Below are 20,003 nucleotides of genomic sequence, written 5' to 3' on the forward strand. Positions count from 1 at the left end.
TACCGCCATGCACATCCGCACCACATTCCCGTACGACACCACCCATGAGGACGTCCGCATCCCGCTGCCGGACGGCACCCGGCTGTACGCCCGGATCTGGCGGCCCGTCACCGACGAGCCGGTGCCCGCGCTGCTCGAATACCTGCCCTACCGGCTGAGCGACTGGACGGCGCCGCGGGACTGGCAGCGCCATCCCTGGTACGCGGGCCACGGCTACGCCTCCGTCCGGGTGGATGTGCGCGGGCACGGCAACAGCGAGGGCCTGCCGGGTGACGAGTACGACGCGACGGAGCTGGCCGACGGCGTCGCCGTCGTCCACTGGCTGGCCCAGCAGCCGTGGTGTTCCGGCCGGGTCGGCATGTTCGGCATCTCCTGGGGCGGCTTCAACTCGCTCCAGATCGCCGCACTGGCCCCCGAGCCGCTGAAGGCGATCGTCACCGTCTGCTCGACCGACGACCGCTACGACAACGACGTCCACTACATGGGCGGCTCGGTCCTCGCCGTCGACATGCACGCCTGGGCGGCCACCATGCTGGCCTTCGTCTCCCGGCCGCCGGACCCGGCGCAGGTCGGCGACGGCTGGAAGGACATGTGGCTGAAGCGGCTGGAGACCGTCGATCCGTTCATCCACACCTGGCTGGCGCACCAGACCCGCGACGACTACTGGAAGCACGGCAGCGTCTGCGAGGACTACTCCGCGATCCGGGCGAACGTCCTCGCGGTGGGCGGCTGGCACGACCCCTACCGCGACACCGTCCTGCGGCTCGTCGAGCACCTCGACCCGGACCGGGTCCGCGGGCTGATCGGGCCCTGGTCGCACCAGTACCCGGACCGCGGTCTGCCGCCGGGGCCGTCGATCGGCTTCCTCCAGGAGACGCTGCGCTGGTGGGACCAGCATCTGAAGGACAAGGACACCGGCGTCATGGCCGAGCCGCTGCTGCGGTCCTGGATCAGCGAGTCGCACCGCCCCGCCACGGTGTACGAGACGCTGCCGGGCCGCTGGGTCGGTGAGAACAGCTGGCCGTCCCCGGACATCGCGCCGGTCGCGTACGCCCTCCAGGGCGGCCCGCAGATCGTCGACTCGCCGCAGCAGACGGGGCTGGACGCCGGGCGCTTCTTCCCGTTCGGCAACGACGCCGACCTGCCGCCCGACCAGCGCGACGAGGACGCCAAGTCGGTCTGCTTCGAGTTCCCGGTCGAGGACGCCCCGATCGAGATCCTCGGCCGCCCCCGGGTGAAGCTGCGGATCCGGATGGACGTGCCGCGCGGCCAGGCGGTCGCCCGGCTCTGCGACGTCGCGCCGGACGGCTCCTCCACGCTGGTCACCCGGGGCGCGCTCAACCTCTCCGCCCGCAACGGCCGCGACCGCGCGGAGGACTGGCCGGTGGGCGGTACCGAGGACGTGACCTTCGAGCTGAACGGCATCGGGCACACCTTCCCGCCCGGCCACCGGATCAGGCTCGCGGTCTCCTCCTCGTACTGGCCGTGGATCTGGCCGCAGGCCGGGTCGGTGGGCTTCGTCCTGGACGCCGACGGGAGCCTCGTCGAACTGCCGGTGCGCCGGTCCGCCGAGGAGCCCGCGATCCGGTTCGAGGAGCCGGAGCAGTCGGAGCCGCTCGGCGTCGTGTACCCGGTGACGCTCGACGAACAGCGCCCGGAGCGGCTGGTGGTGCGGGACGTCGCCAAGGGCGAATGGCGGTTGGAGGTCGACCCGCGCTACGGCGGCACCCGGGTCTACCCGGACGGCCTGGAGTTCACCGAGGACGCCCTGGAGACGTACACGGTCCAGGAGAACGACCCGCTCTCCGCACGCACCCGCTCCGACTGGGCGATCCGGCTGCACCGGCCGGAGATGGCGTGGGACGTACGGGTCGAGACGCGCTCCGAGATCAGTGCGGACGACACCGACTTCCTCACCTCCAACGAGGTGGTCTGCAAGGAGGGCGGCGAGGTCGTCTTCCACCGCACCTGGGAGAAGCGGATCCCGCGCACGGCGGGCTGAACCGAACCCACCGCCGTGCCCCGCACACCCGGGGCACGGCGGAACTTTCCGGGCATCAGGAGCAGTTGGGACACTCCCGCGAGAGGGTGGCACCGACGTAACGTGTCCCCCAAGCGACCTGGAAAGCGAGGCAGCAACACATGCCCGAGCAGAGCAGCCCGCTCGATCTGGCCGAGGGCGACCCCTTCGGTCCGCACAACCTTCCCTACGGAGTGTTCTCCACCCCCGACCACCCCGAGGACCGCCGGGTCGGCGTCCGCATCGGCAATCACGTACTGGACGCCGGAGCCGCGGCGCACGCGCTCGGCTCGCCCTACGCGCAGCTCCTCGCACAGCCGGACCTGACCGCGCTGCTGTCGGCGGGCCGCACCGCGTGGCGCGACGTCCGGCGGGCGCTGACCGCGTGGGTGACGGTCCCGGCGCACCGAGCGGACATCGAACCGCTGCTGCACCCGGTCGATTCTGTGACGCTCCATCTGCCGTACGCGGTCGCGGACTACGTCGACTTCTACGCGAGCGAGAACCACGCCACCAACGTCGGAAAGATCTTCCGGCCGAACGCCGAGGCGCTGACGCCCAACTGGAAGCACCTCCCGATCGGCTACCACGGCCGGTCCGGCACCGTCGTCGTCTCGGGCACGGACGTGGTGCGCCCGTCCGGCCAGCGCAAGGCGCCGGCCGACGCGGCCCCGGTCTTCGGCCCCTCCGTCAAGCTGGACATCGAGGCCGAGGTCGGCTTCCTCGTCGGCGTGGGCTCCGAGCAGGGCAGCCCGGTCCCGCTCGGCGACTTCCGCGACCATGTCTTCGGGCTCTGCCTGCTCAACGACTGGTCGGCGCGGGACATCCAGGCCTGGGAGTACGTCCCGCTCGGCCCGTTCCTCGGCAAGTCCTTCGCCACCTCCGTATCGGCGTGGGTGACACCGCTGGAGGCGCTGGAGTCGGCCCGCATCGCGCCCCCGGCGCGCGACTTCCCGCTGCTCCCCTATCTGGAGGACGCCGACGAGGAGGAGGCCGGCGGCCTCGACCTGCGGATCTCCGTCGCGATCAACGGGGAGGTGGTCGCCGAGCCGCCGTTCGCCACGATGTACTGGACGGCGGCCCAGATGCTGGCCCAGATGACGGTGAACGGCGCGTCGCTGCGCACCGGCGATCTGTACGGCTCCGGCACGGTCAGCGGCGCCGAGCCCGGCCAGCGCGGCTCCCTCCTGGAGCTGACCTGGAACGGCCGCGACCCGCTGGACCTCCCGGACGGCAAGCGCACCTTCCTGGAGGACGGCGACACGGTGACGATGACCGCCTGGGCCCCGGGTCCGGACGGCACCCGGGTGGGAATCGGCGAGGTCACGGGGCGGATCGTTCCCGCGTCATGATGCCGCCCGCCCCGGAGCTCACGCTCCCCGAGGAACTGCTGCTGCTCGCGCTGGACCCGCAGCGCGGCAAGCCGTACTGCCCCAACCGCTTCCTGGAGTACGCGACGGCCGGCGCGGTCCTACGGGAGCTGGAGCTCCAGGGCCGGGTCACCGGGCAGGGCGGCAGGATACGGGTGGTCAGCCCGCTCGCTCCCCCGGACCCGCTGCTCGCCCAGGTCCTGGGGAGCCTGTCCGCCCCGGCCGCGGGCGGGCTCGCGGGCGGCGTCGACACCCAGCGGTGGGTCCGGCAGAGCGGCCGGTACGTCGAGGAGCTCTGCCTGGAGCACCTGGTGCGCCGCTCCGTCCTGCGCAGGGAGACCCACCGCCTCCTCGGTCTGCTGCCGTACCACCGGCACCCGGCGGCGGACCCGGCCCTGTCGCTCGCCGTCCGCGACCGCTTCGCGGCCGCCGAGGCCGCCGGCTTCCAGGACCCGCGCGGCCGGACCCTGGCCGCCCTGGTCTCGGCGGTCGGCCTGTCGGGCGCGGTGGCCCGGGGCGGTCTGCGGGACCGTTGGGCGATGCGCGGCCTGGTGGACGAGGAGTGGACCGCACACGCGGTGTACCGGAACGTCCGCCAGGACCGGGCGAACCGGAACCGCAGAAGAAGCAGCAGCGGCGGCGGGGGCTCCGGGGACGGCTGACGGGGACGGGTGGGCCCCGGGCCGACCCGGGAGCCCGCTGGTCAGCGGTGCGCGGGGCGTTCGCACGTTCGGGGAGTCATGTCCTGTTCCCGACGGATACGCTGGACAGTCCCACGAGACTCTGCGTCATGGGAGCACTGATGAGCGTCGAACCCGAGGCCCCCGAGCCGCGGTGGGCGGTTCCGCCCGTGGGCGGCTGGACCGCCGATGACCTGGACACACTCCCGAATCTGCCTCCGCACACGGAGCTGATCGACGGGAGCCTTGTTTTCGTGAGTCCGCAGACCCTCTTCCACTCGCGGGCGGTCAGCTTTTTCGAATGGCAGCTGCAGTCGCTGGTGCCGTATGACCTTGAAGTCGTGCGCGAGTTCACCATCGACATCGACCGCTACAACCGGCCCGAACCCGATGTGATCGTCGTGGACGGCGAGATCATCCAGGACCCGAGCCAGATCCGCTTCCCCGCCGAGTCCGTACGGCTGGCCATCGAGGTTGTTTCCCCGGAATCCCTGACCCGGGACCGGGAGACCAAGCCCATGAAGTACGCGCGGGCGAAGATCCCGCACTACTGGCGGGTGGAGAACCACGACGGCCGGGCGGTGGTCTACGTCTTCGAGCTGGAGCCGGCGACCGGGGCCTACACCTCCACCGGCATCTTCCACGACCGAATGAAGGTCTCCGTCCCCTTCCCGGTCGATCTGGACCTCACCGCGATCACCGCGCGCCGCCGGGCGGCGGACCCGCAGTAGGTCCGTCCGCCGCCCGGCCCGTACCGCTCACTCGTACTCGGGCGGCTCCTCGTCCCAGCCGAACTCGGGGTCGGCTTCGGGGGCCGCCAGGGTCGCCGGGGCCGGTGCGGGGGCGGCTTCGCGGGCCGGGGACGGTTCCGCGGGGGCCGGTGCCCGGGTCTCCCCGAACGTCGCCAGCACCTCCAGCACCCCTTCCCCGTACGTCGCCAGCTTCTTCTCGCCCAGGCCGCTGATCCCGCCCAGCGCGGACACCGATTCCGGCCGCACCGTGGCGATCTCGCGCAGCGTCGCGTCGTGGAAGATGACGTACGCCGGGACGCCCTGCTCCTTCGCCTGGGCGCCCCGCCAGGCCCGCAGCGCCTCGAAGACCGGGACGGCCTCGGGAGCCAGCTCGGCGGCGGCCGCCTGCGACTTCGACTTGCGTTCGGCCTTCGTGGCGCGCGACGCGGGCTTCGGCGCCTCCTTGCGCAACAGCACCTCGCGCTGCCGGCCGAGCACCGAACCGCTCTCCTCCGTGAGCACCAGCGTGCCGTACTCGCCCTCGACCGCGATCAGCCCCTGGGCGAGCAGCTGCCGTACGACGCCGCGCCATTCGGCCTCGGCCAGCTCCTCGCCGATGCCGAAGACCGAGAGCTGGTCGTGGTCGAACTGGATGACCTTGGCCGTCTTGCGTCCGAGCAGGATGTCGATGATCTGGCCCGCGCCGAACTTCTGCCCGCGCTCCCGCTTCAGCCGCACCACGGTCGACAGCAGTTTCTGCGCGACCACCGTGCCGTCCCAGCTCTCGGGCGGGGTGAGGCAGGTGTCGCAGTTGCCGCAGTCCGCGGCGGTGGGTTCCTGGCCGAAGTACGTCAGCAGCTGGGCGCGGCGGCACCGGACCGTCTCGCACAGGGCCAGCATCGAGTCGAGGTGGGAGGCCGCGCGGCGGCGGAACGCCTCGTCGCCCTCGCCGCCCTGGATGAGCTTGCGCTGCTGGACGACGTCCTGGAGTCCGTACGCCATCCAGGCTGTGGACGGCTGCCCGTCGCGGCCGGCGCGGCCGGTCTCCTGGTAGTAGCCCTCGACCGATTTCGGCAGGTCGAGGTGGGCGACGAAGCGTACGTCCGGCTTGTCGATGCCCATGCCGAAGGCGATGGTCGCGACGACGACCAGGCCCTCCTCGCGCAGGAACCGGGACTGGTGGACGGCGCGCGTGCCCGCGTCGAGGCCCGCGTGGTACGGGACGGCCTCGATGCCGTTGCGGCAGAGGTACTCGGCGGTCTTCTCCGTCGAATTGCGCGAGAGGCAGTAGACGATGCCCGCGTCCCCGGCGTGCTCGTCCTTCAGGAAGGAGAGCAGCTGCTTCTTCGGGTCGGCCTTCGGCACGATCCGGTACTGGATGTTGGGCCGGTCGAAACTGGCGACGAAGTGCTTGGCGTCGGGCATGCCCAGGCGCTGGGTGATCTCCTGGTGCGTGGCGTCGGTCGCGGTCGCCGTCAGGGCGATGCGCGGTACGTCGGGCCAGCGCTCGCCGAGGACGGAGAGGGTCAGATAGTCCGGGCGGAAGTCGTGACCCCACTGGGCCACGCAGTGCGCCTCGTCGATCGCGAAGACGGAGATCTCGCCGCGCGAGAGCAGCGCGAGCGTGGAGTCCAGGCGGAGCCGCTCCGGGGCCAGGTAGAGCAGGTCAAGCTCACCGGCGGCGAACTGGGCCTCCATCGAGCGGCGCTCGTCGAAGTCCTGCGTGGAGTTGATGAAGCCGGCCCGCACCCCGAGCGCCCGCAGCGCGTCCACCTGGTCCTGCATCAGGGCGATCAGGGGTGAGACGACGATGCCCGTACCCGCTCTGACCAGGGCCGGGATCTGGTAGCAGAGGGACTTGCCGCCACCGGTCGGCATGAGCACGACGGCGTCCCCGCCCGTCACCACGTGGTCGACGATCGCTTCCTGCTCGCCGCGGAACGCCTCGTACCCGAACACCTTGTGCAGCGTCCGCCGCGCGTCGCTCTCGGTCACATCCATGGTCCCGCCCGTCGTGCCCATCGCTCTGTCCCCCGGGTCCGTCCCGCGTCCTGCGTATTGCCGTCGTCCCCTGCCACGATAGGCGCCGCCTACGACAACGCCGGACGGGCTTGACTTCTCAAGCCCGTCCGGCGCGGTCCCGGCTGTGCGGCGTGTGCGCTACCTCACGAACACTCCCGCCTGGCTCGCCAGGTCCAGGAAGTACTGCGGGGCCAGGCCCAGCACCAGCGTGACCGCGACTCCGACCGCGATCGTCGTCATCGTCAGCGGGGACGGGACGGCGACCGTGGGGCCGTCCGCCTTCGGCTCGCTGAAGAACATCAGCACGATGACCCGGATGTAGAAGAACGCGGCGATGGCCGAGGAGATCACACCGACCACGACCAGTCCGCCCGCGCCGCCGTCCGCCGCGGCCTTGAACACGGCGAACTTTCCGGAGAAGCCGGAGGTGAGCGGGATACCGGCGAAGGCCAGCAGGAACACCGCGAAGACCGCGGCGACCAGCGGCGAGCGCCGGCCGAGCCCGGCCCACTTCGACAGGTGCGTGGCCTCGCCGCCCGCGTCGCGCACCAGGGTGACGACGGCGAACGCGCCGACCGTCACGAAGGAGTACGCGCCCAGGTAGAAGAGGACCGACGAGATACCGTCCGGGGTCGTCGCGATCACACCGGCGAGGATGAATCCGGCGTGGGCGATGGAGGAGTAGGCCAGCAGCCGCTTGATGTCGGTCTGGGTGATGGCGACGATCGCACCGCCCAGCATCGTGACGATCGCGACGGCCCACATGACCGGGCGCCAGTCCCAGGCGAGGCCCGGCAGCACCACGTACAGCAGGCGCAGCAGCGCGCCGAACGCGGCGACCTTGGTGGCCGCGGCCATGAAGCCGGTGACCGGGGTCGGGGCGCCCTGGTAGACGTCCGGGGTCCACATGTGGAACGGGACGGCGCCGACCTTGAAGAGCAGCCCGGTGAGGATCATCGCGCCGCCGATCAGGAGCAGCACGTCGTTGCCCATGGTGTCGGCGAGTGCCGGGTCGATCCGGGTGACGGAGCCGTCGACCACGTTGGCGATGGCCGCGTACGAGACGGAGCCCGCGTACCCGTAGAGCAGGGCGATCCCGAAGAGCAGGAACGCCGAGGAGAAGGCGCCGAGCAGGAAGTACTTCACCGCGGCCTCCTGCGACATCAGCCGCTTGCGGCGGGCGACGGCGCACAGGAGGTAGAGCGGGAGGGAGAAGACCTCCAGGGCCACGAAGAGCGTCAGCAGATCGTTGGCCGCGGGGAAGACCAGCATGCCGGCCACCGAGAAGAGGACCAGCGGAAAGACCTCGGTGGTGGTGAATCCGGCCTTGACCGCCGCCTTCTCGCTGTCGCTGCCGGGGACCGAGGCGGCCTGGGCGGCGAAGGAGTCGACGTGGTTGCCGTGCGAGGCGGGGTCGAGCCGCCGCTCGGCGAAGGTGAAGACGGCCACCAGCGAGGTCAGCAGGATGGTGCCCTGCAGGAACAGCGTCGGCCCGTCGATCGCGATGGCGCCCATCGCGGCGATGTGCGCCTTCGTCGTGCCGTATCCGCCGGCCGCCAGTCCGACGACCGCGGCGAACGCGGCGGCCAGCGCGACGACCGTGAGGAAGACCTGCGTGTAATAACGGGCCCGGCGCGGCACGAAGGCCTCGACGAGTACGCCCACGACGGCGACACCGATCACAATGAGGACCGGGGCCAGCTGGGTGTACTCGATGACCGGTGCCTTGAACTTCTCGACCGGGGCGGCCGATGTCACCCCGCCCGCCGTTGTCCACAGGCTGTGGACAGCTGTTGCGCTCACTTGGCGGCCTCCACCTCAGGCTGGGGGTCCTTCTTCTGGACGTCCGACATGGTGTGCTGCACCGCCGGGTTGACGATCTCGGTCAGCGGCTTCGGATAGACACCCAGGAAGAGCAGCAGCGCGATCAGCGGAAGGACCACCACCAGCTCCCGGACCTTGAGGTCCGCCATGCCCTGGACCTCGGCCTTCACCGGGCCCGTCATCGTCCGCTGGTAGAGGACGAGGACGTAGAGCGCGGCGAGCACGATGCCGGTCGTGGCGATGATGCCCGCCGCCGGATACGCGCTGAACGCGCCGACCAGGACCAGGAACTCACTGACGAACGGGGCGAGTCCGGGCAGCGACAGGGTGGCCAGACCGCCGATCAGGAAGGTGCCGGCCAGGATGGGCGCCACCTTCTGCACTCCGCCGTAGTCGGCGATGAGCCGCGAACCGCGGCGGGTGATCAGGAAGCCCGCCACCAGCATCAGCGCGGCGGTCGAGATGCCGTGGTTGACCATGTAGAGCGTGGCGCCGGACTGGCCCTGGCTGGTCATCGCGAAGATGCCCAGGATGATGAAGCCGAAGTGCGAGATCGACGCGTAGGCGATCAGCCGCTTGATGTCGCGCTGGCCGACGGCGAGCAGCGCCCCGTACACGATGCTGATCAGCGCCAGGACGATGATCACCGGCGTCGCCCACTTGCTGGCCTCCGGGAAGAGCTGGAGGCAGAAGCGGAGCATCGCGAACGTGCCGACCTTGTCGACGACCGCGGTGATCAGGACGGCGACCGGGGAGGTCGCCTCGCCCATGGCGTTGGGCAGCCAGGTGTGCAGCGGCCACAGCGGGGCCTTCACCGCGAAGGCGAAGAAGAACCCGAGGAAGAGCCAGCGCTCCGTGCTGGTCGCCATGGAGAGCGAGCCGTTGGCGCGGGCCTCGGCGATCTCGGAGAGCGAGAACGTCCCCGCGACCACGTAGAGCCCGATCACGGCGGCCAGCATGATGAGGCCGCCGACGAGGTTGTAGAGCAGGAACTTGACCGCGGCGTACGAGCGTTGCGCCGCCGCGTTCTCGTCGCTGCCGCTGTGCGCCCGGTCCCCGAAGCCGCCGATGAGGAAGTACATCGGGATGAGCATGGCTTCGAAGAGGATGTAGAAGAGGAAGACGTCGGTGGCCTCGAAGGAGAGGATCACCATCGCTTCGACCATCAGGATCAGGGCGAAGAAGCCCTGGGTCGGGCGCCAGCGCGAGGACTTCCACGTGGCGGAGCCACTATCGGATACAGCCAGAGGGTCGGCGTCGTGCCAGCCGGCCAGGATGACGAAGGGGATCAGCAGGGCGGTGAGCGCCATGAGCGCCACCCCGATGCCGTCCACACCCAGTTCGTACCGGACGCCGAAGTCCTTGATCCAGGCGTGCGATTCGGTGAGCTGGTAGCGGTCGCCGCCGGGCTCGAAGCGGGCGAGCGCGATGCCCGCCAGCACGAGTGTGGCCAGCGAGAAGACCAGCGCCAGCCATTTGGCGGCGGTGCGCCGGGCGGCCGGGACGGCGGCGGTGGCGACCGCGCCGATCGCCGGGAGCGCCGCCGTCGCTGTCAGGAGGGGAAAGGACATGGTGATCAGACCGCCCTCATCAGCAGGGTCGCGGCGATGAGAACCGCCGTACCGCCGAACATCGAGACCGCGTAGGAGCGGGCGTAGCCGTTCTGCAGCTTGCGCAGCCGGCCGGAGAGCCCGCCCATCGAGGCCGCCGTGCCGTTGACGACGCCGTCGACCAGGGTGTGGTCGACGTACACCAGGGAGCGGGTGAGGTGCTCGCCGCCGCGGACCAGGACCACGTGGTTGAAGTCGTCCTGGAGGAGATCGCGGCGGGCGGCCCGGGTGAGCAGCGAGCCGCGCGGGGCGACGACCGGCACGGGCTTGCGGCCGTACATCGCCCAGGCGATGGCGACGCCGATGACGAGCACCACCATGGTGGCGGCGGTGACCGTCGTGGCGCTGACCGGCGCGTGTCCGTGGCTGTGGCCGGTGACCGGCTCCAGCCAGTTCAGGAAGCGGTCGCCGATGGAGAAGAAGCCTCCGGCGAAGACCGAACCGAACGCCAGGATGATCATGGGGATGGTCATCGACTTCGGGGACTCGTGCGGATGCGGCTCGTGGCCCTCCGCGTCGGGCTGCCAGCGCTTCTCGCCGAAGAACGTCAGCAGCATCACGCGCGTCATGTAGAACGCGGTGATCGCGGCGCCCAGCAGGGCCACCGAGCCGAGGATCCAGCCCTCGGTGCCGCCCTTGGCGAAGGCCGCCTCGATGATCTTGTCCTTGGAGAAGAAGCCGGACAGGCCGGGGAAGCCGATGATCGCCAGATAGCCGAGACCGAAGGTGATGAAGGTGACCGGCATGTACTTCCGCAGGCCGCCGAACTTCCTCATGTCGACCTCGTCGTTCATGCCGTGCATGACCGAACCGGCGCCGAGGAAGAGCCCGGCCTTGAAGAAGCCGTGCGTCACCAGGTGCATGATCGCGAAGACGTAGCCGATCGGGCCGAGCCCGGCGGCCAGGATCATGTAGCCGATCTGCGACATCGTCGACCCGGCGAGGGCCTTCTTGATGTCGTCCTTCGCACAACCGACGATCGCACCGAAGAGCAGCGTGACCGCTCCGACGACCACGACGACCAGCTGCGCGTCCGGCGCGGCGTTGAAGATCGCGCCGGACCTGACGATGAGGTACACACCCGCGGTCACCATGGTCGCGGCGTGGATGAGGGCCGAGACCGGGGTCGGGCCCTCCATCGCGTCACCGAGCCAGGACTGCAGCGGCACCTGGGCCGACTTGCCGCAGGCCGCGAGCAGCAGCATCAGCCCGATCGCCGTCAGCTTGCCCTCGCTCGTCTGCCCCGTCGCTTCGAGGACGGGGCCGAAGGCGAAGGTGCCGAAGGTGGTGAACATCAGCATGATCGCGATCGACAGACCCATGTCACCGACGCGGTTGACCAGGAATGCCTTCTTGGCGGCCGTGGCCGCGCTGGGCTTGTGCTGCCAGAAGCCGATGAGCAGGTACGACGCCAGACCGACGCCCTCCCACCCGACGTACAGCAGCAGGTAGTTGTCGGCGATGACCAGGATCAGCATCGCCGCGAGGAAGAGGTTCAGATAGCCGAAGAAGCGGCGCCGGCGCTCGTCGTGCGCCATGTAGCCGATCGAGTAGATGTGGATCAGGGTGCCCACACCGGTGATCAGCAGCACGAACGTCATCGACAACTGGTCGAGCTGGAAGGCCACATCGGCCTGGAAGCCCTCGACCGGGATCCAGCTGAACAGCTTCTGGTGCAGCGCCCGGTCCTCCGCGCCCTTCCCCAGCATGTCGAGGAAGAGCACGACACCGATGACGAACGACACGGCGGCGAGCAGGGTGCCGACCCAGTGTCCGGCGCGGTCCAGCCGTCGGCCGCCGCAGAGCAGGACCGCCGCTCCGAGCAGAGGCGCCGCGACGAGCAGCGCGATCAGGTTCTCCACGATTCAACGTCCCCTTACAGCTTCATCAGGCTGGCGTCGTCGACCGAGGCCGAGTGGCGGGAACGGAACACCGACACGATGATCGCGAGCCCGACCACGACCTCCGCCGCGGCGACGACCATCGTGAAGAAGGCGATGATCTGGCCGTCGAGATTGCCGTGCATCCGGGAGAAGGTGACGAACGCGAGGTTGCAGGCGTTGAGCATCAGCTCCACGCACATGAACACCACGATCGCGTTCCGCCGGATCAGCACCCCGGCCGCACCGATGGTGAACAGCAGGGCTGCGAGATAGAGGTAGTTGACCGGATTCACTTGGCGACCTCCTCTTCTTCGTTGTCACGGCCGAGCCGTTCCTCGGAGCGCTGCTCCAGCGCCTTGAGCCGGTCCAGCGACTCGTTCGACACATCGCGGATCTGGCCTCGGTTGCGCAGCGTCTGCATGACGGTGAGCTCGGAGGGCGTGCCGTCCGGGAGCAGACCCGGGATGTCCACGGCGTTGTGCCGGGCGTAGACACCGGGGGCGGGCAGCGGCGGCAGCTGCTTTCCGCGTACGCGCTCCTCGGACATCTCCCGCTGGTTCTTGGCCCGTTCGGTGCGCTCCCGGTGGGTGAGCACCATCGCGCCGACCGTCGCCGTGATCAGCAGGGCGCCGGTGATCTCGAAGGCGAAGACGTACTTGGTGAAGATGAGGCTGGCCAGCCCCTCGACGTTTCCGCCGTGCTCGGTGTTGGCGGTGCCGAGTCCGTTGAAGCTGTTCAGCGAGGCGTTGCCGATACCCGCGATGAGCAGGACGCCGAAGCCGAGCCCGCAGCCGGCGGCCAGCCAGCGCTGCCCCTTCAGGGTCTCCTTCAGCGAGTCGGCCGCGGTGACACCGACGAGCATGACCACGAAGAGGAACAGCATCATGATCGCGCCGGTGTAGACGACGACCTGGACGATGCCCAGGAAGTAGGCGCCGTTGGCGAGGTAGAACACCGCAAGGACGATCATGGTCCCGGCGAGGCTCAGCGCGCTGTGCACGGCCTTCTTCATCAGTACGGTGGACAGCGCGCCGATCACGGCGACGATGCCGAGCACCCAGAACTGGACGGCCTCACCGGTCGAGGTCTGGGAGGCCGCAGCGGCCAGGGCGGTCATGCGCCCACCCCCTGCGCCGAGCCGTTGTTCTCGCTGTGCGCGTCGGCCGGCTTCTCGCCCTTGGAGACGGCGACCTGGGGCTCCGTACCAGGCGCAGCCTCGGTGACGAGGCCCCGGTAGTAGTCCTGTTCGTCCATCCCGGGGAAGATCGCGTGCGGGGTGTCGACCATGCCCTCCTCCAGACCCGCGAGCAACTCGTCCTTGGTGTAGATGAGGCTCTCGCGGGTGGTGTTGGCGAGCTCGAACTCATTGGTCATCGTCAGCGCCCGGGTCGGGCAGGCCTCGATGCACAGTCCGCAGAGAATGCAGCGCGCGTAATTGATCTGGTAGACGCGGCCGTAGCGCTCACCCGGGGAGTAGCGCTCCTCGTCGGTGTTGTCCGCGCCCTCGACGTAGATCGCGTCCGCCGGGCAGGCCCAGGCGCACAGCTCGCAGCCGACGCACTTCTCCAGACCGTCCGGGTGACGGTTGAGCTGATGCCGGCCGTGGAAGCGCGGCGCCGTCATCTTCGGCGTTTCCGGATACTGCTCGGTCAGCCGCTTCTTGAACATGGCCTTGAAGGTCACGCCGAAGCCGGCGACGGGGTTCTGGAACTTCTCCCCGGAGGACCCCGAGGACCCCGAGGGCTCTGATGACTCAGACACCGTCCGCCTCCTTTCCGTCACTCGGATGTTCGTCACTCTGAGTATCCGACTCACCACTGACAACGAGCTCCCGCTCGCCCCGCGGCCTGCGGCGCGGCACCGGCGGCAGGGTCTGTCCGGGCAGCGGCGGCACCGGGAACCCGCCCGCCATCGGGTCGAACGCCGGCTCCGGTCCGGCCTCCGCCTCGGCGGCCCGGCCCTTCTTGTCGCGGAAGATGTCGGCGACGAAGGAGATCAGCAGGATCGCGATCACGGCCCCGGCCACGTACAGCACGATCTTCGTGAAGTCGTAGCCCTCGTTGCGCAGCGCCCGCACCGTCGCGACCAGCATCAGCCAGACCACGGAGACCGGGATCAGGACCTTCCAGCCGAGCTTCATCAGCTGGTCGTAACGGACCCGGGGCAGCGTGCCGCGCAGCCAGATGAAGAAGAACAGCAGCAGCTGGACCTTGATGACGAACCAGAGCATCGGCCACCAGCCGTGGTTCGCGCCCTCCCAGAAGGTGCTGATCGGCCACGGGGCCCGCCAGCCGCCCAGGAACAGGGTCGTGGAGACCGCGGAGACGGTGACCATGTTGACGTACTCGGCGAGCATGAACATCGCGAACTTGATCGACGAGTACTCGGTGTTGAAGCCGCCGACCAGGTCGCCCTCGGACTCCGGCATGTCGAACGGGGCACGGTTGGTCTCGCCGACCATCGTGACGATGTAGATGATGAAGGAGACCGGCAGCAGGATGATGAACCAGCGGTCGTGCTGCGCCTCCACGATCTTCGAGGTCGACATCGACCCGGAGTAGAGGAAGACCGAGGCGAACGCGGCGCCCATCGCGATCTCGTAGCTGATCATCTGCGCGCAGGAGCGCAGACCGCCGAGGAGCGGGTACGTCGATCCGGACGACCAGCCGGCCAGCACGATGCCGTAGATCCCGACCGAGGCGACCGCGAGGATGTAGAGCATCGCGATCGGCAGGTCGGTGAGCTGCATCGAGGTGCGGTGCCCGAAGATCGAGACCTCGTTGCCGGACGGTCCGAACGGGATCACCGCAATCGCCATGAACGCCGGGATGGCGGCGACGATCGGGGCGAGCACGTACACGACCTTGTCGGCCCGCCTGACGACGACGTCCTCCTTCAGCATCAGCTTGATGCCGTCGGCGAGCGACTGGAGCATGCCCCAGGGTCCGTGCCGGTTGGGGCCGATGCGCAGCTGCATCCAGGCGACGACCTTGCGCTCCCACACGATGGAGAAGAGCACGGTCACCATCAGGAACGCGAAGCAGAACACCGCCTTGATGACGACGAGCCACCACGGGTCGGTGCCGAACATCGACAGGTCCTCGGCGGCGAGCACGGCACTGTGCGGTGCCGCGGCCAGTTGAGCGAAGGCACTCACGCCCCCACCTCCGGTGTGACGTCGGGAGTACCCGGTGCGGCGGGGCCGATCCGGACCGGACCGCCGGGCCGGGCGCCGGTGTCGGCCGGGACGCCCCGCCCGACGGAGTTCAGCGGCACCCAGACCACCCGGTCCGGCATGTCGGTGACCTTCAACGGGAATGCGACGCTGCCCGCCGGACCGGTGACGGCCAGCAGATCTCCGTCCTTCACACCCGTCTCGGCCGCGGTGGTCGCGGACAGCCGGGCGACCGCGGCGTGCCGGGTGCCGGCCAGCGCCTCGTCGCCCTCCTGGAGCCGGCCCAGGTCGAGCAGCATCCGGTGGCCCGCGAGGATGGCCTCGCCGTCGCCGGGCCTGGGCAGCGGCCGGGCCGGCTCGTTCGGTTCGGTGGCGTGCGCCCCGGTCCAGCCGCCGAGCCGGTCCAGCTCGCGGCGTACGGATTTCAGGTCCGGCAGCGCGAAGCGACCGGCTCCGTCGGCGCCGGTGACGCGGTCCATCGCGTCGGCCAGCATGTGCAGCACCCGGGCGTCGCCCGGCGCGGGCGTGCGCGTCATCTGCTCGGGCTTCAGCGCCGCCTCGAACATCCGAGCCCTGCCCTCCCAGTTGAGGAAGGTGCCGGACTTCTCGGCCACCGCGGCGACCGGGAAGACCACATCGGCGCGCTCGGTGACCTCGCTCGGCCGCAGCTCCAGCGAGACCAGGAAGCCGACCTGGTCCAGTGCCTCCAGGGCCCGTGCCGGGTCCGGCAGGTCCACGGTCTCGACCCCGGCGACGAGCAGCGCGCCCAGTTCGCCGGTGGCCGCGGCCTCGACGATCTGGCCGGTGTCGCGGCCGAAGCGGGACGGGAGTTCGGCGACGCCCCAGGCGGCCGCCACCTCGCCCCTGGCCCGCGGGTCGGTCGCCGGACGGCCGCCGGGCAGCAGCGACGGAAGGGCGCCCGCCTCCACCGCGCCGCGCTCGCCGGCCCGGCGCGGGATCCACACCAGCGCGGCTCCGGTCGCGGTGGCCGTCCGTGCCGCGGCGGTGAGCCCGCCCGGCACCGCGGCCAGCCGCTCACCGACCACGATCACGGCGCCCTCGCCGCGCAGCGCCTCGGCCGCCGCGGCTCCGTCGCCGTCGAGCCCGACACCGCCCGCGATGGCGTCCAGCCACTCGGTCTCGGTGCCGGGGGCGGCGGGAAGCAGCGTGCCGCCCGCCTTCTCCAGGCCTCGGGTGGCGTGCGAGGCGACCGCGAAGGTGCGCTGTCCGTGCTTGCGGTTCGCCTTGCGCAGCCGCAGGAAGACGCCGGGCGCCTCCTCCTCCGACTCGAACCCGACCAGCAGCACCGTCGGGGCCTTCTCCAGCGAGGTGTACGTGACACCCGCGCCGTCCAGGTCCCGGCCGCGCCCGGCCACGCGGGCGGCCAGGAAGTCGGCCTCCTCGCTGCTGTGGACCCGGGCCCGGAAGTCGATGTCGTTGGTGTCCAGCGCGACCCGGGCGAACTTGCTGTACGCGTAGGCGTCCTCGACGGTCAGCCGGCCGCCGGTGAGCACGCCCGTCCGGCCGCGCGCGGCGGAGAGGCCGGCGGCCGCGGCGGCCAGCGCCTCGGGCCAGCTCGCCGGTTCCAGGACGCCGTCCGCGTTGCGCACCAGCGGAGTGGTGAGCCGGTCCCGCTGCTGTGCGTAGCGGAAGCCGAAGCGGCCCTTGTCGCAGACCCACTCCTCGTTGACCTCGGGGTCGTTGGCGGCGAGCCGCCGCATGACCTTGCCGCGCCGGTGGTCGGTGCGGGTCGCGCAGCCGCCCGCGCAGTGCTCGCACACCGACGGCGAGGACACCAGGTCGAAGGGGCGGGAGCGGAATCGGTACGCCGCCGAGGTCAGTGCCCCGACCGGGCAGATCTGGATGGTGTTCCCGGAGAAGTACGACTCGAAGGGGTCGCCCTCGCCCGTACCGACCTGCTGGAGCGCACCGCGCTCCAGGAGCTCGATCATCGGGTCGCCCGCCACCTGGTTGGAGAACCGGGTGCAGCGCGCGCAGAGCACGCACCGCTCACGGTCCAGCAGCACCTGGGTGGAGATCGGGACGGGCTTCTCGAAGGTCCGCTTCTTGCCGTCGAAGCGGGAGTCGGAGCCGCCGTGCGACATCGCCTGGTTCTGCAGCGGGCACTCGCCGCCCTTGTCGCAGACCGGGCAGTCCAGCGGGTGGTTGATGAGCAGCAGCTCCATCACACCCTTCTGGGCCTTCTCGGCGACCGGCGAGGTGAGCTGCGACCTCACCACCATGCCGTCGGTGCAGGTGATGGTGCAGGACGCCATCGGCTTGCGCTGGCCCTCGACCTCGACGATGCACTGGCGGCAGGCGCCGGCCGGGTCGAGGAGCGGGTGGTCGCAGAAGCGCGGGATCTCGATCCCGAGGAGTTCGGCGGCCCGGATGACCAGGGTGCCCTTGGGCACGCTGATCTCGATGCCGTCGATGGTCAGCGTGACCAGGTCCTCGGGCGGGATGGCCGCCTCGCCGCCCCCGGAGGGCGCACTCGTGGTGACTGTCATGCGTTCACCCCCTGGTGAGCGTTCTTGTCGTCGGCCCAGACGGTCGACCTGGCGGGATCGAAGGGGCAGCCCTTGCCCGTGATGTGCTGCTCGTACTCCTCGCGGAAGTACTTCAGCGAGGAGAAGATCGGCGAGGCGGCTCCGTCGCCGAGGGCGCAGAAGGACTTGCCGTTGATGTTGTCGGCGATGTCGTTCAGCTTGTCGAGGTCGGCCATCTGTCCCTTGCCGGCCTCGATGTCGCGGAGCAACTGGACCAGCCAGTAGGTGCCTTCGCGGCAGGGCGTGCACTTCCCGCAGGACTCGTGGGCGTAGAACTCGGTCCAGCGGGTGACCGCCCGCACGACACAGGTCGTCTCGTCGAAGCACTGGAGCGCCTTGGTGCCGAGCATGGAACCGGCGGCGCCGACGCCCTCGTAGTCGAGCGGTACGTCGAGGTGCTCGTCGGTGAACATCGGGGTCGACGAGCCGCCCGGGGTCCAGAACTTCAGCCGGTGGCCGGGGCGCATGCCGCCGCTCATGTCGAGCAGCTGGCGCAGCGTGATGCCGAGCGGCGCCTCGTACTGTCCGGGGCCCGCGACATGCCCGCTGAGCGAGTACAGCGTGAAGCCGGGGGACTTCTCGCTGCCCATCGACTTGAACCAGTCCTTGCCCCGGTTCAGGATCGCGGGAACCGAGGCGATGGACTCGACGTTGTTCACCACAGTGGGGCAGGCGTACAGACCGGCGACCGCAGGGAAGGGGGGTCGCAGCCGGGGCTGGCCACGCCGTCCTTCGAGAGAGTCGAGCAGTGCGGTTTCCTCACCACAGATGTACGCGCCGGCACCGGCGTGCACCGTGAGTTCCAGATCGAGCCCTGAGCCCAGGATGTTCGTCCCCAGATAACCCGCCTCGTACGCCTCTCGTACGGCCTCGTGCAGACGTCGCAGCACGGGGACGACCTCACCGCGCAAGTAGATGAACGCGTGCGACGAACGGATCGCGTAACAGGCGATCACGATGCCCTCGATGAGGCTGTGCGGGTTGGCGAACAGGAGCGGGATGTCCTTGCAGGTGCCCGGTTCCGATTCGTCGGCGTTGACAACTAGATAGTGCGGTTTGCCGTCGCCCTGCGGGATGAACTGCCACTTCATCCCGGTGGGGAAGCCCGCGCCGCCGCGGCCGCGCAGGCCGGAGTCCTTGACGTAGGCGATGAGGTCGTCCGGTGACATGGCGAGGGCCTTGCGCAGTCCCTCGTATCCCTCGTGGCGCCGGTAGGTCTCCAGGGTCCAGGATTCCGGCTGGTCCCAGAAGGCGGAGAGGACGGGGGTGAGCAGTTTCTCGGGGCTGCCCCCGTTTCCGTTGCCGCTTCCGTTGTCGTTGATCTCGGTCGCCAACGTCATCACTCCCCCTCCTCGGCAGCCGGGCCGGCCGGGTGGTCCGGATCCTGCGGGGCGGCGGCGTGGCCGGACTCGCCGCGCGGGGCGCTGCCGCGCGGCGCGACGACGCGCGGGTGCGGCTCCTCGCCCTTGGCGAGCCGGAGGCCGATCAGCGAGGCGGGGCCCGCGCCGCCGGATGCCTCGACGGCACCGGGGCGCTCGTCGGGGAAGCCGGCCAGGATCCGGGCGGTCTCCTTGTACGAGCAGAGCGGGGCGCCGCGGGTGGGTTCGACGGTGCGCCCGGCGATCAGGTCGTCGACCAGGCGGGTCGCGCTCTCGGGCGTCTGGTTGTCGAAGAACTCCCAGTTGACCATCACCACGGGTGCGAAGTCGCAGGCCGCGTTGCACTCGATGTGTTCGAGGGTGATCTTCCCGTCCACAGTTGTCATATCGGGCCCGTCGTTGCCGACGCCGAGGTGCTCCTTGAGCCGGTCGAAGATGGCGTCGCCGCCCATCACCGCGCACAGGGTGTTGGTGCAGACACCGACCTGGTAGTCACCGCCGGCCCTGCGCCGGTACATCGTGTAGAAGGTGGCGACCGCGGTGACCTCGGCGGTGGTGAGGCCGAGCAGCTCGGCGCAGAACGCCATGCCCGTACGGGAGACGTAGCCCTCCTCGGACTGCACCAGGTGCAGCAGGGGCAGCAGGGCGGAGCGGCTGTCGGGGTAGCGGGCGATCACCTCCTTCGCGTCCGCTTCGAGCCTGGCGCGCACCTCGGCCGGGTAGGCGGGGGCGGGGAGCTGCGGCATCCCCAGACTGACTT

Annotated in this window: 15 protein-coding genes; 4 read left to right on the plus strand and 11 right to left on the minus strand. The window is 70.1% G+C overall.

Features of this window, described 5'->3' with window-relative positions; translation table 11 throughout:
- Window positions 1-7: 7 nt before the first annotated feature.
- The 4 genes from ACFV8T_RS07045 (at window position 8) to ACFV8T_RS07060 (ending at window position 4,801) form a co-directional block, all read left to right on the plus strand.
- On the plus strand, window positions 8-2,002 hold the full coding sequence (locus tag ACFV8T_RS07045; RefSeq protein WP_385325326.1) for a CocE/NonD family hydrolase: 1,995 nt from the start codon (window positions 8-10) through the stop codon (window positions 2,000-2,002).
- Between the two features lie 140 nt (window positions 2,003-2,142).
- Window positions 2,143-3,372 carry a fumarylacetoacetase gene (fahA, locus tag ACFV8T_RS07050; RefSeq protein WP_385325328.1) on the plus strand — a complete coding sequence of 410 codons (1,230 nt, stop codon included), beginning with the start codon at window positions 2,143-2,145 and terminating at the stop codon, window positions 3,370-3,372.
- Window positions 3,369-4,052, plus strand: a complete 684-nt coding sequence (locus tag ACFV8T_RS07055) for a GPP34 family phosphoprotein (RefSeq protein WP_385325330.1) — start codon at window positions 3,369-3,371, stop codon at window positions 4,050-4,052. The genes fahA and ACFV8T_RS07055 overlap by 4 nt, the downstream gene beginning before the upstream one ends.
- A 140-nt stretch (window positions 4,053-4,192) precedes the next feature.
- Window positions 4,193-4,801 carry a Uma2 family endonuclease gene (locus ACFV8T_RS07060; RefSeq protein WP_385325563.1) on the plus strand — a complete coding sequence of 203 codons (609 nt, stop codon included), beginning with the start codon at window positions 4,193-4,195 and terminating at the stop codon, window positions 4,799-4,801.
- 27 nt (window positions 4,802-4,828) lie between these two features.
- On the opposite strand, the gene recQ is transcribed toward ACFV8T_RS07060, so the two are convergent.
- The 11 genes from recQ to nuoE all read right to left on the minus strand — a co-directional run bounded on the left by recQ (window position 4,829) and on the right by nuoE (window position 19,989).
- Window positions 4,829-6,823, minus strand: coding sequence for a DNA helicase RecQ (gene recQ, locus ACFV8T_RS07065; RefSeq protein ID WP_385325332.1), 1,995 nt, complete (start codon window positions 6,821-6,823; stop codon window positions 4,829-4,831).
- A 138-nt stretch (window positions 6,824-6,961) separates the two neighbouring features.
- A complete protein-coding gene (gene nuoN / locus ACFV8T_RS07070) occupies window positions 6,962-8,626 on the minus strand; it encodes an NADH-quinone oxidoreductase subunit NuoN (protein WP_385325334.1) in 1,665 nt (554 codons plus the stop codon).
- Window positions 8,623-10,218 carry an NADH-quinone oxidoreductase subunit M gene (locus tag ACFV8T_RS07075; RefSeq protein WP_385325336.1) on the minus strand — a complete coding sequence of 532 codons (1,596 nt, stop codon included), beginning with the start codon at window positions 10,216-10,218 and terminating at the stop codon, window positions 8,623-8,625. Before ACFV8T_RS07075 ends, nuoN begins: the two co-directional genes overlap by 4 nt.
- 5 nt (window positions 10,219-10,223) lie before the next feature.
- Window positions 10,224-12,119 (minus strand): NADH-quinone oxidoreductase subunit L, encoded by a 1,896-nt coding sequence (gene nuoL, locus ACFV8T_RS07080; RefSeq protein WP_385325337.1) that lies wholly within the window; start codon window positions 12,117-12,119, stop codon window positions 10,224-10,226.
- 14 nt (window positions 12,120-12,133) lie between these two features.
- A complete protein-coding gene (nuoK, locus tag ACFV8T_RS07085) occupies window positions 12,134-12,433 on the minus strand; it encodes an NADH-quinone oxidoreductase subunit NuoK (protein WP_093543641.1) in 300 nt (99 codons plus the stop codon).
- A complete protein-coding gene (locus ACFV8T_RS07090) occupies window positions 12,430-13,257 on the minus strand; it encodes an NADH-quinone oxidoreductase subunit J (protein WP_266415641.1) in 828 nt (275 codons plus the stop codon). Before ACFV8T_RS07090 ends, nuoK begins: the two co-directional genes overlap by 4 nt.
- Entirely contained in the window at window positions 13,254-13,901 is a 648-nt protein-coding gene (gene nuoI, locus ACFV8T_RS07095; RefSeq protein WP_385325338.1) for an NADH-quinone oxidoreductase subunit NuoI, read from the minus strand. Before nuoI ends, ACFV8T_RS07090 begins: the two co-directional genes overlap by 4 nt.
- Complete coding sequence (nuoH, locus tag ACFV8T_RS07100) at window positions 13,894-15,297, minus strand: NADH-quinone oxidoreductase subunit NuoH (protein ID WP_385325339.1); 1,404 nt, start codon at window positions 15,295-15,297, stop codon at window positions 13,894-13,896. Before nuoH ends, nuoI begins: the two co-directional genes overlap by 8 nt.
- Complete coding sequence (locus ACFV8T_RS07105; protein WP_385325340.1) at window positions 15,294-17,825, minus strand: NADH-quinone oxidoreductase subunit G; 2,532 nt, start codon at window positions 17,823-17,825, stop codon at window positions 15,294-15,296. The genes nuoH and ACFV8T_RS07105 overlap by 4 nt, the downstream gene beginning before the upstream one ends.
- Complete coding sequence (nuoF, locus tag ACFV8T_RS07110; RefSeq protein WP_385325341.1) at window positions 17,822-19,204, minus strand: NADH-quinone oxidoreductase subunit NuoF; 1,383 nt, start codon at window positions 19,202-19,204, stop codon at window positions 17,822-17,824. Before nuoF ends, ACFV8T_RS07105 begins: the two co-directional genes overlap by 4 nt.
- A complete protein-coding gene (gene nuoE, locus ACFV8T_RS07115) occupies window positions 19,204-19,989 on the minus strand; it encodes an NADH-quinone oxidoreductase subunit NuoE (RefSeq protein WP_385325565.1) in 786 nt (261 codons plus the stop codon). Before nuoE ends, nuoF begins: the two co-directional genes overlap by 1 nt.
- Between the last annotated feature and the right edge of the window lie 14 nt (window positions 19,990-20,003).

This window comes from Streptomyces sp. NPDC059832, from assembly GCF_042731715.1.
GTDB lineage: Bacteria > Actinomycetota > Actinomycetes > Streptomycetales > Streptomycetaceae > Streptomyces.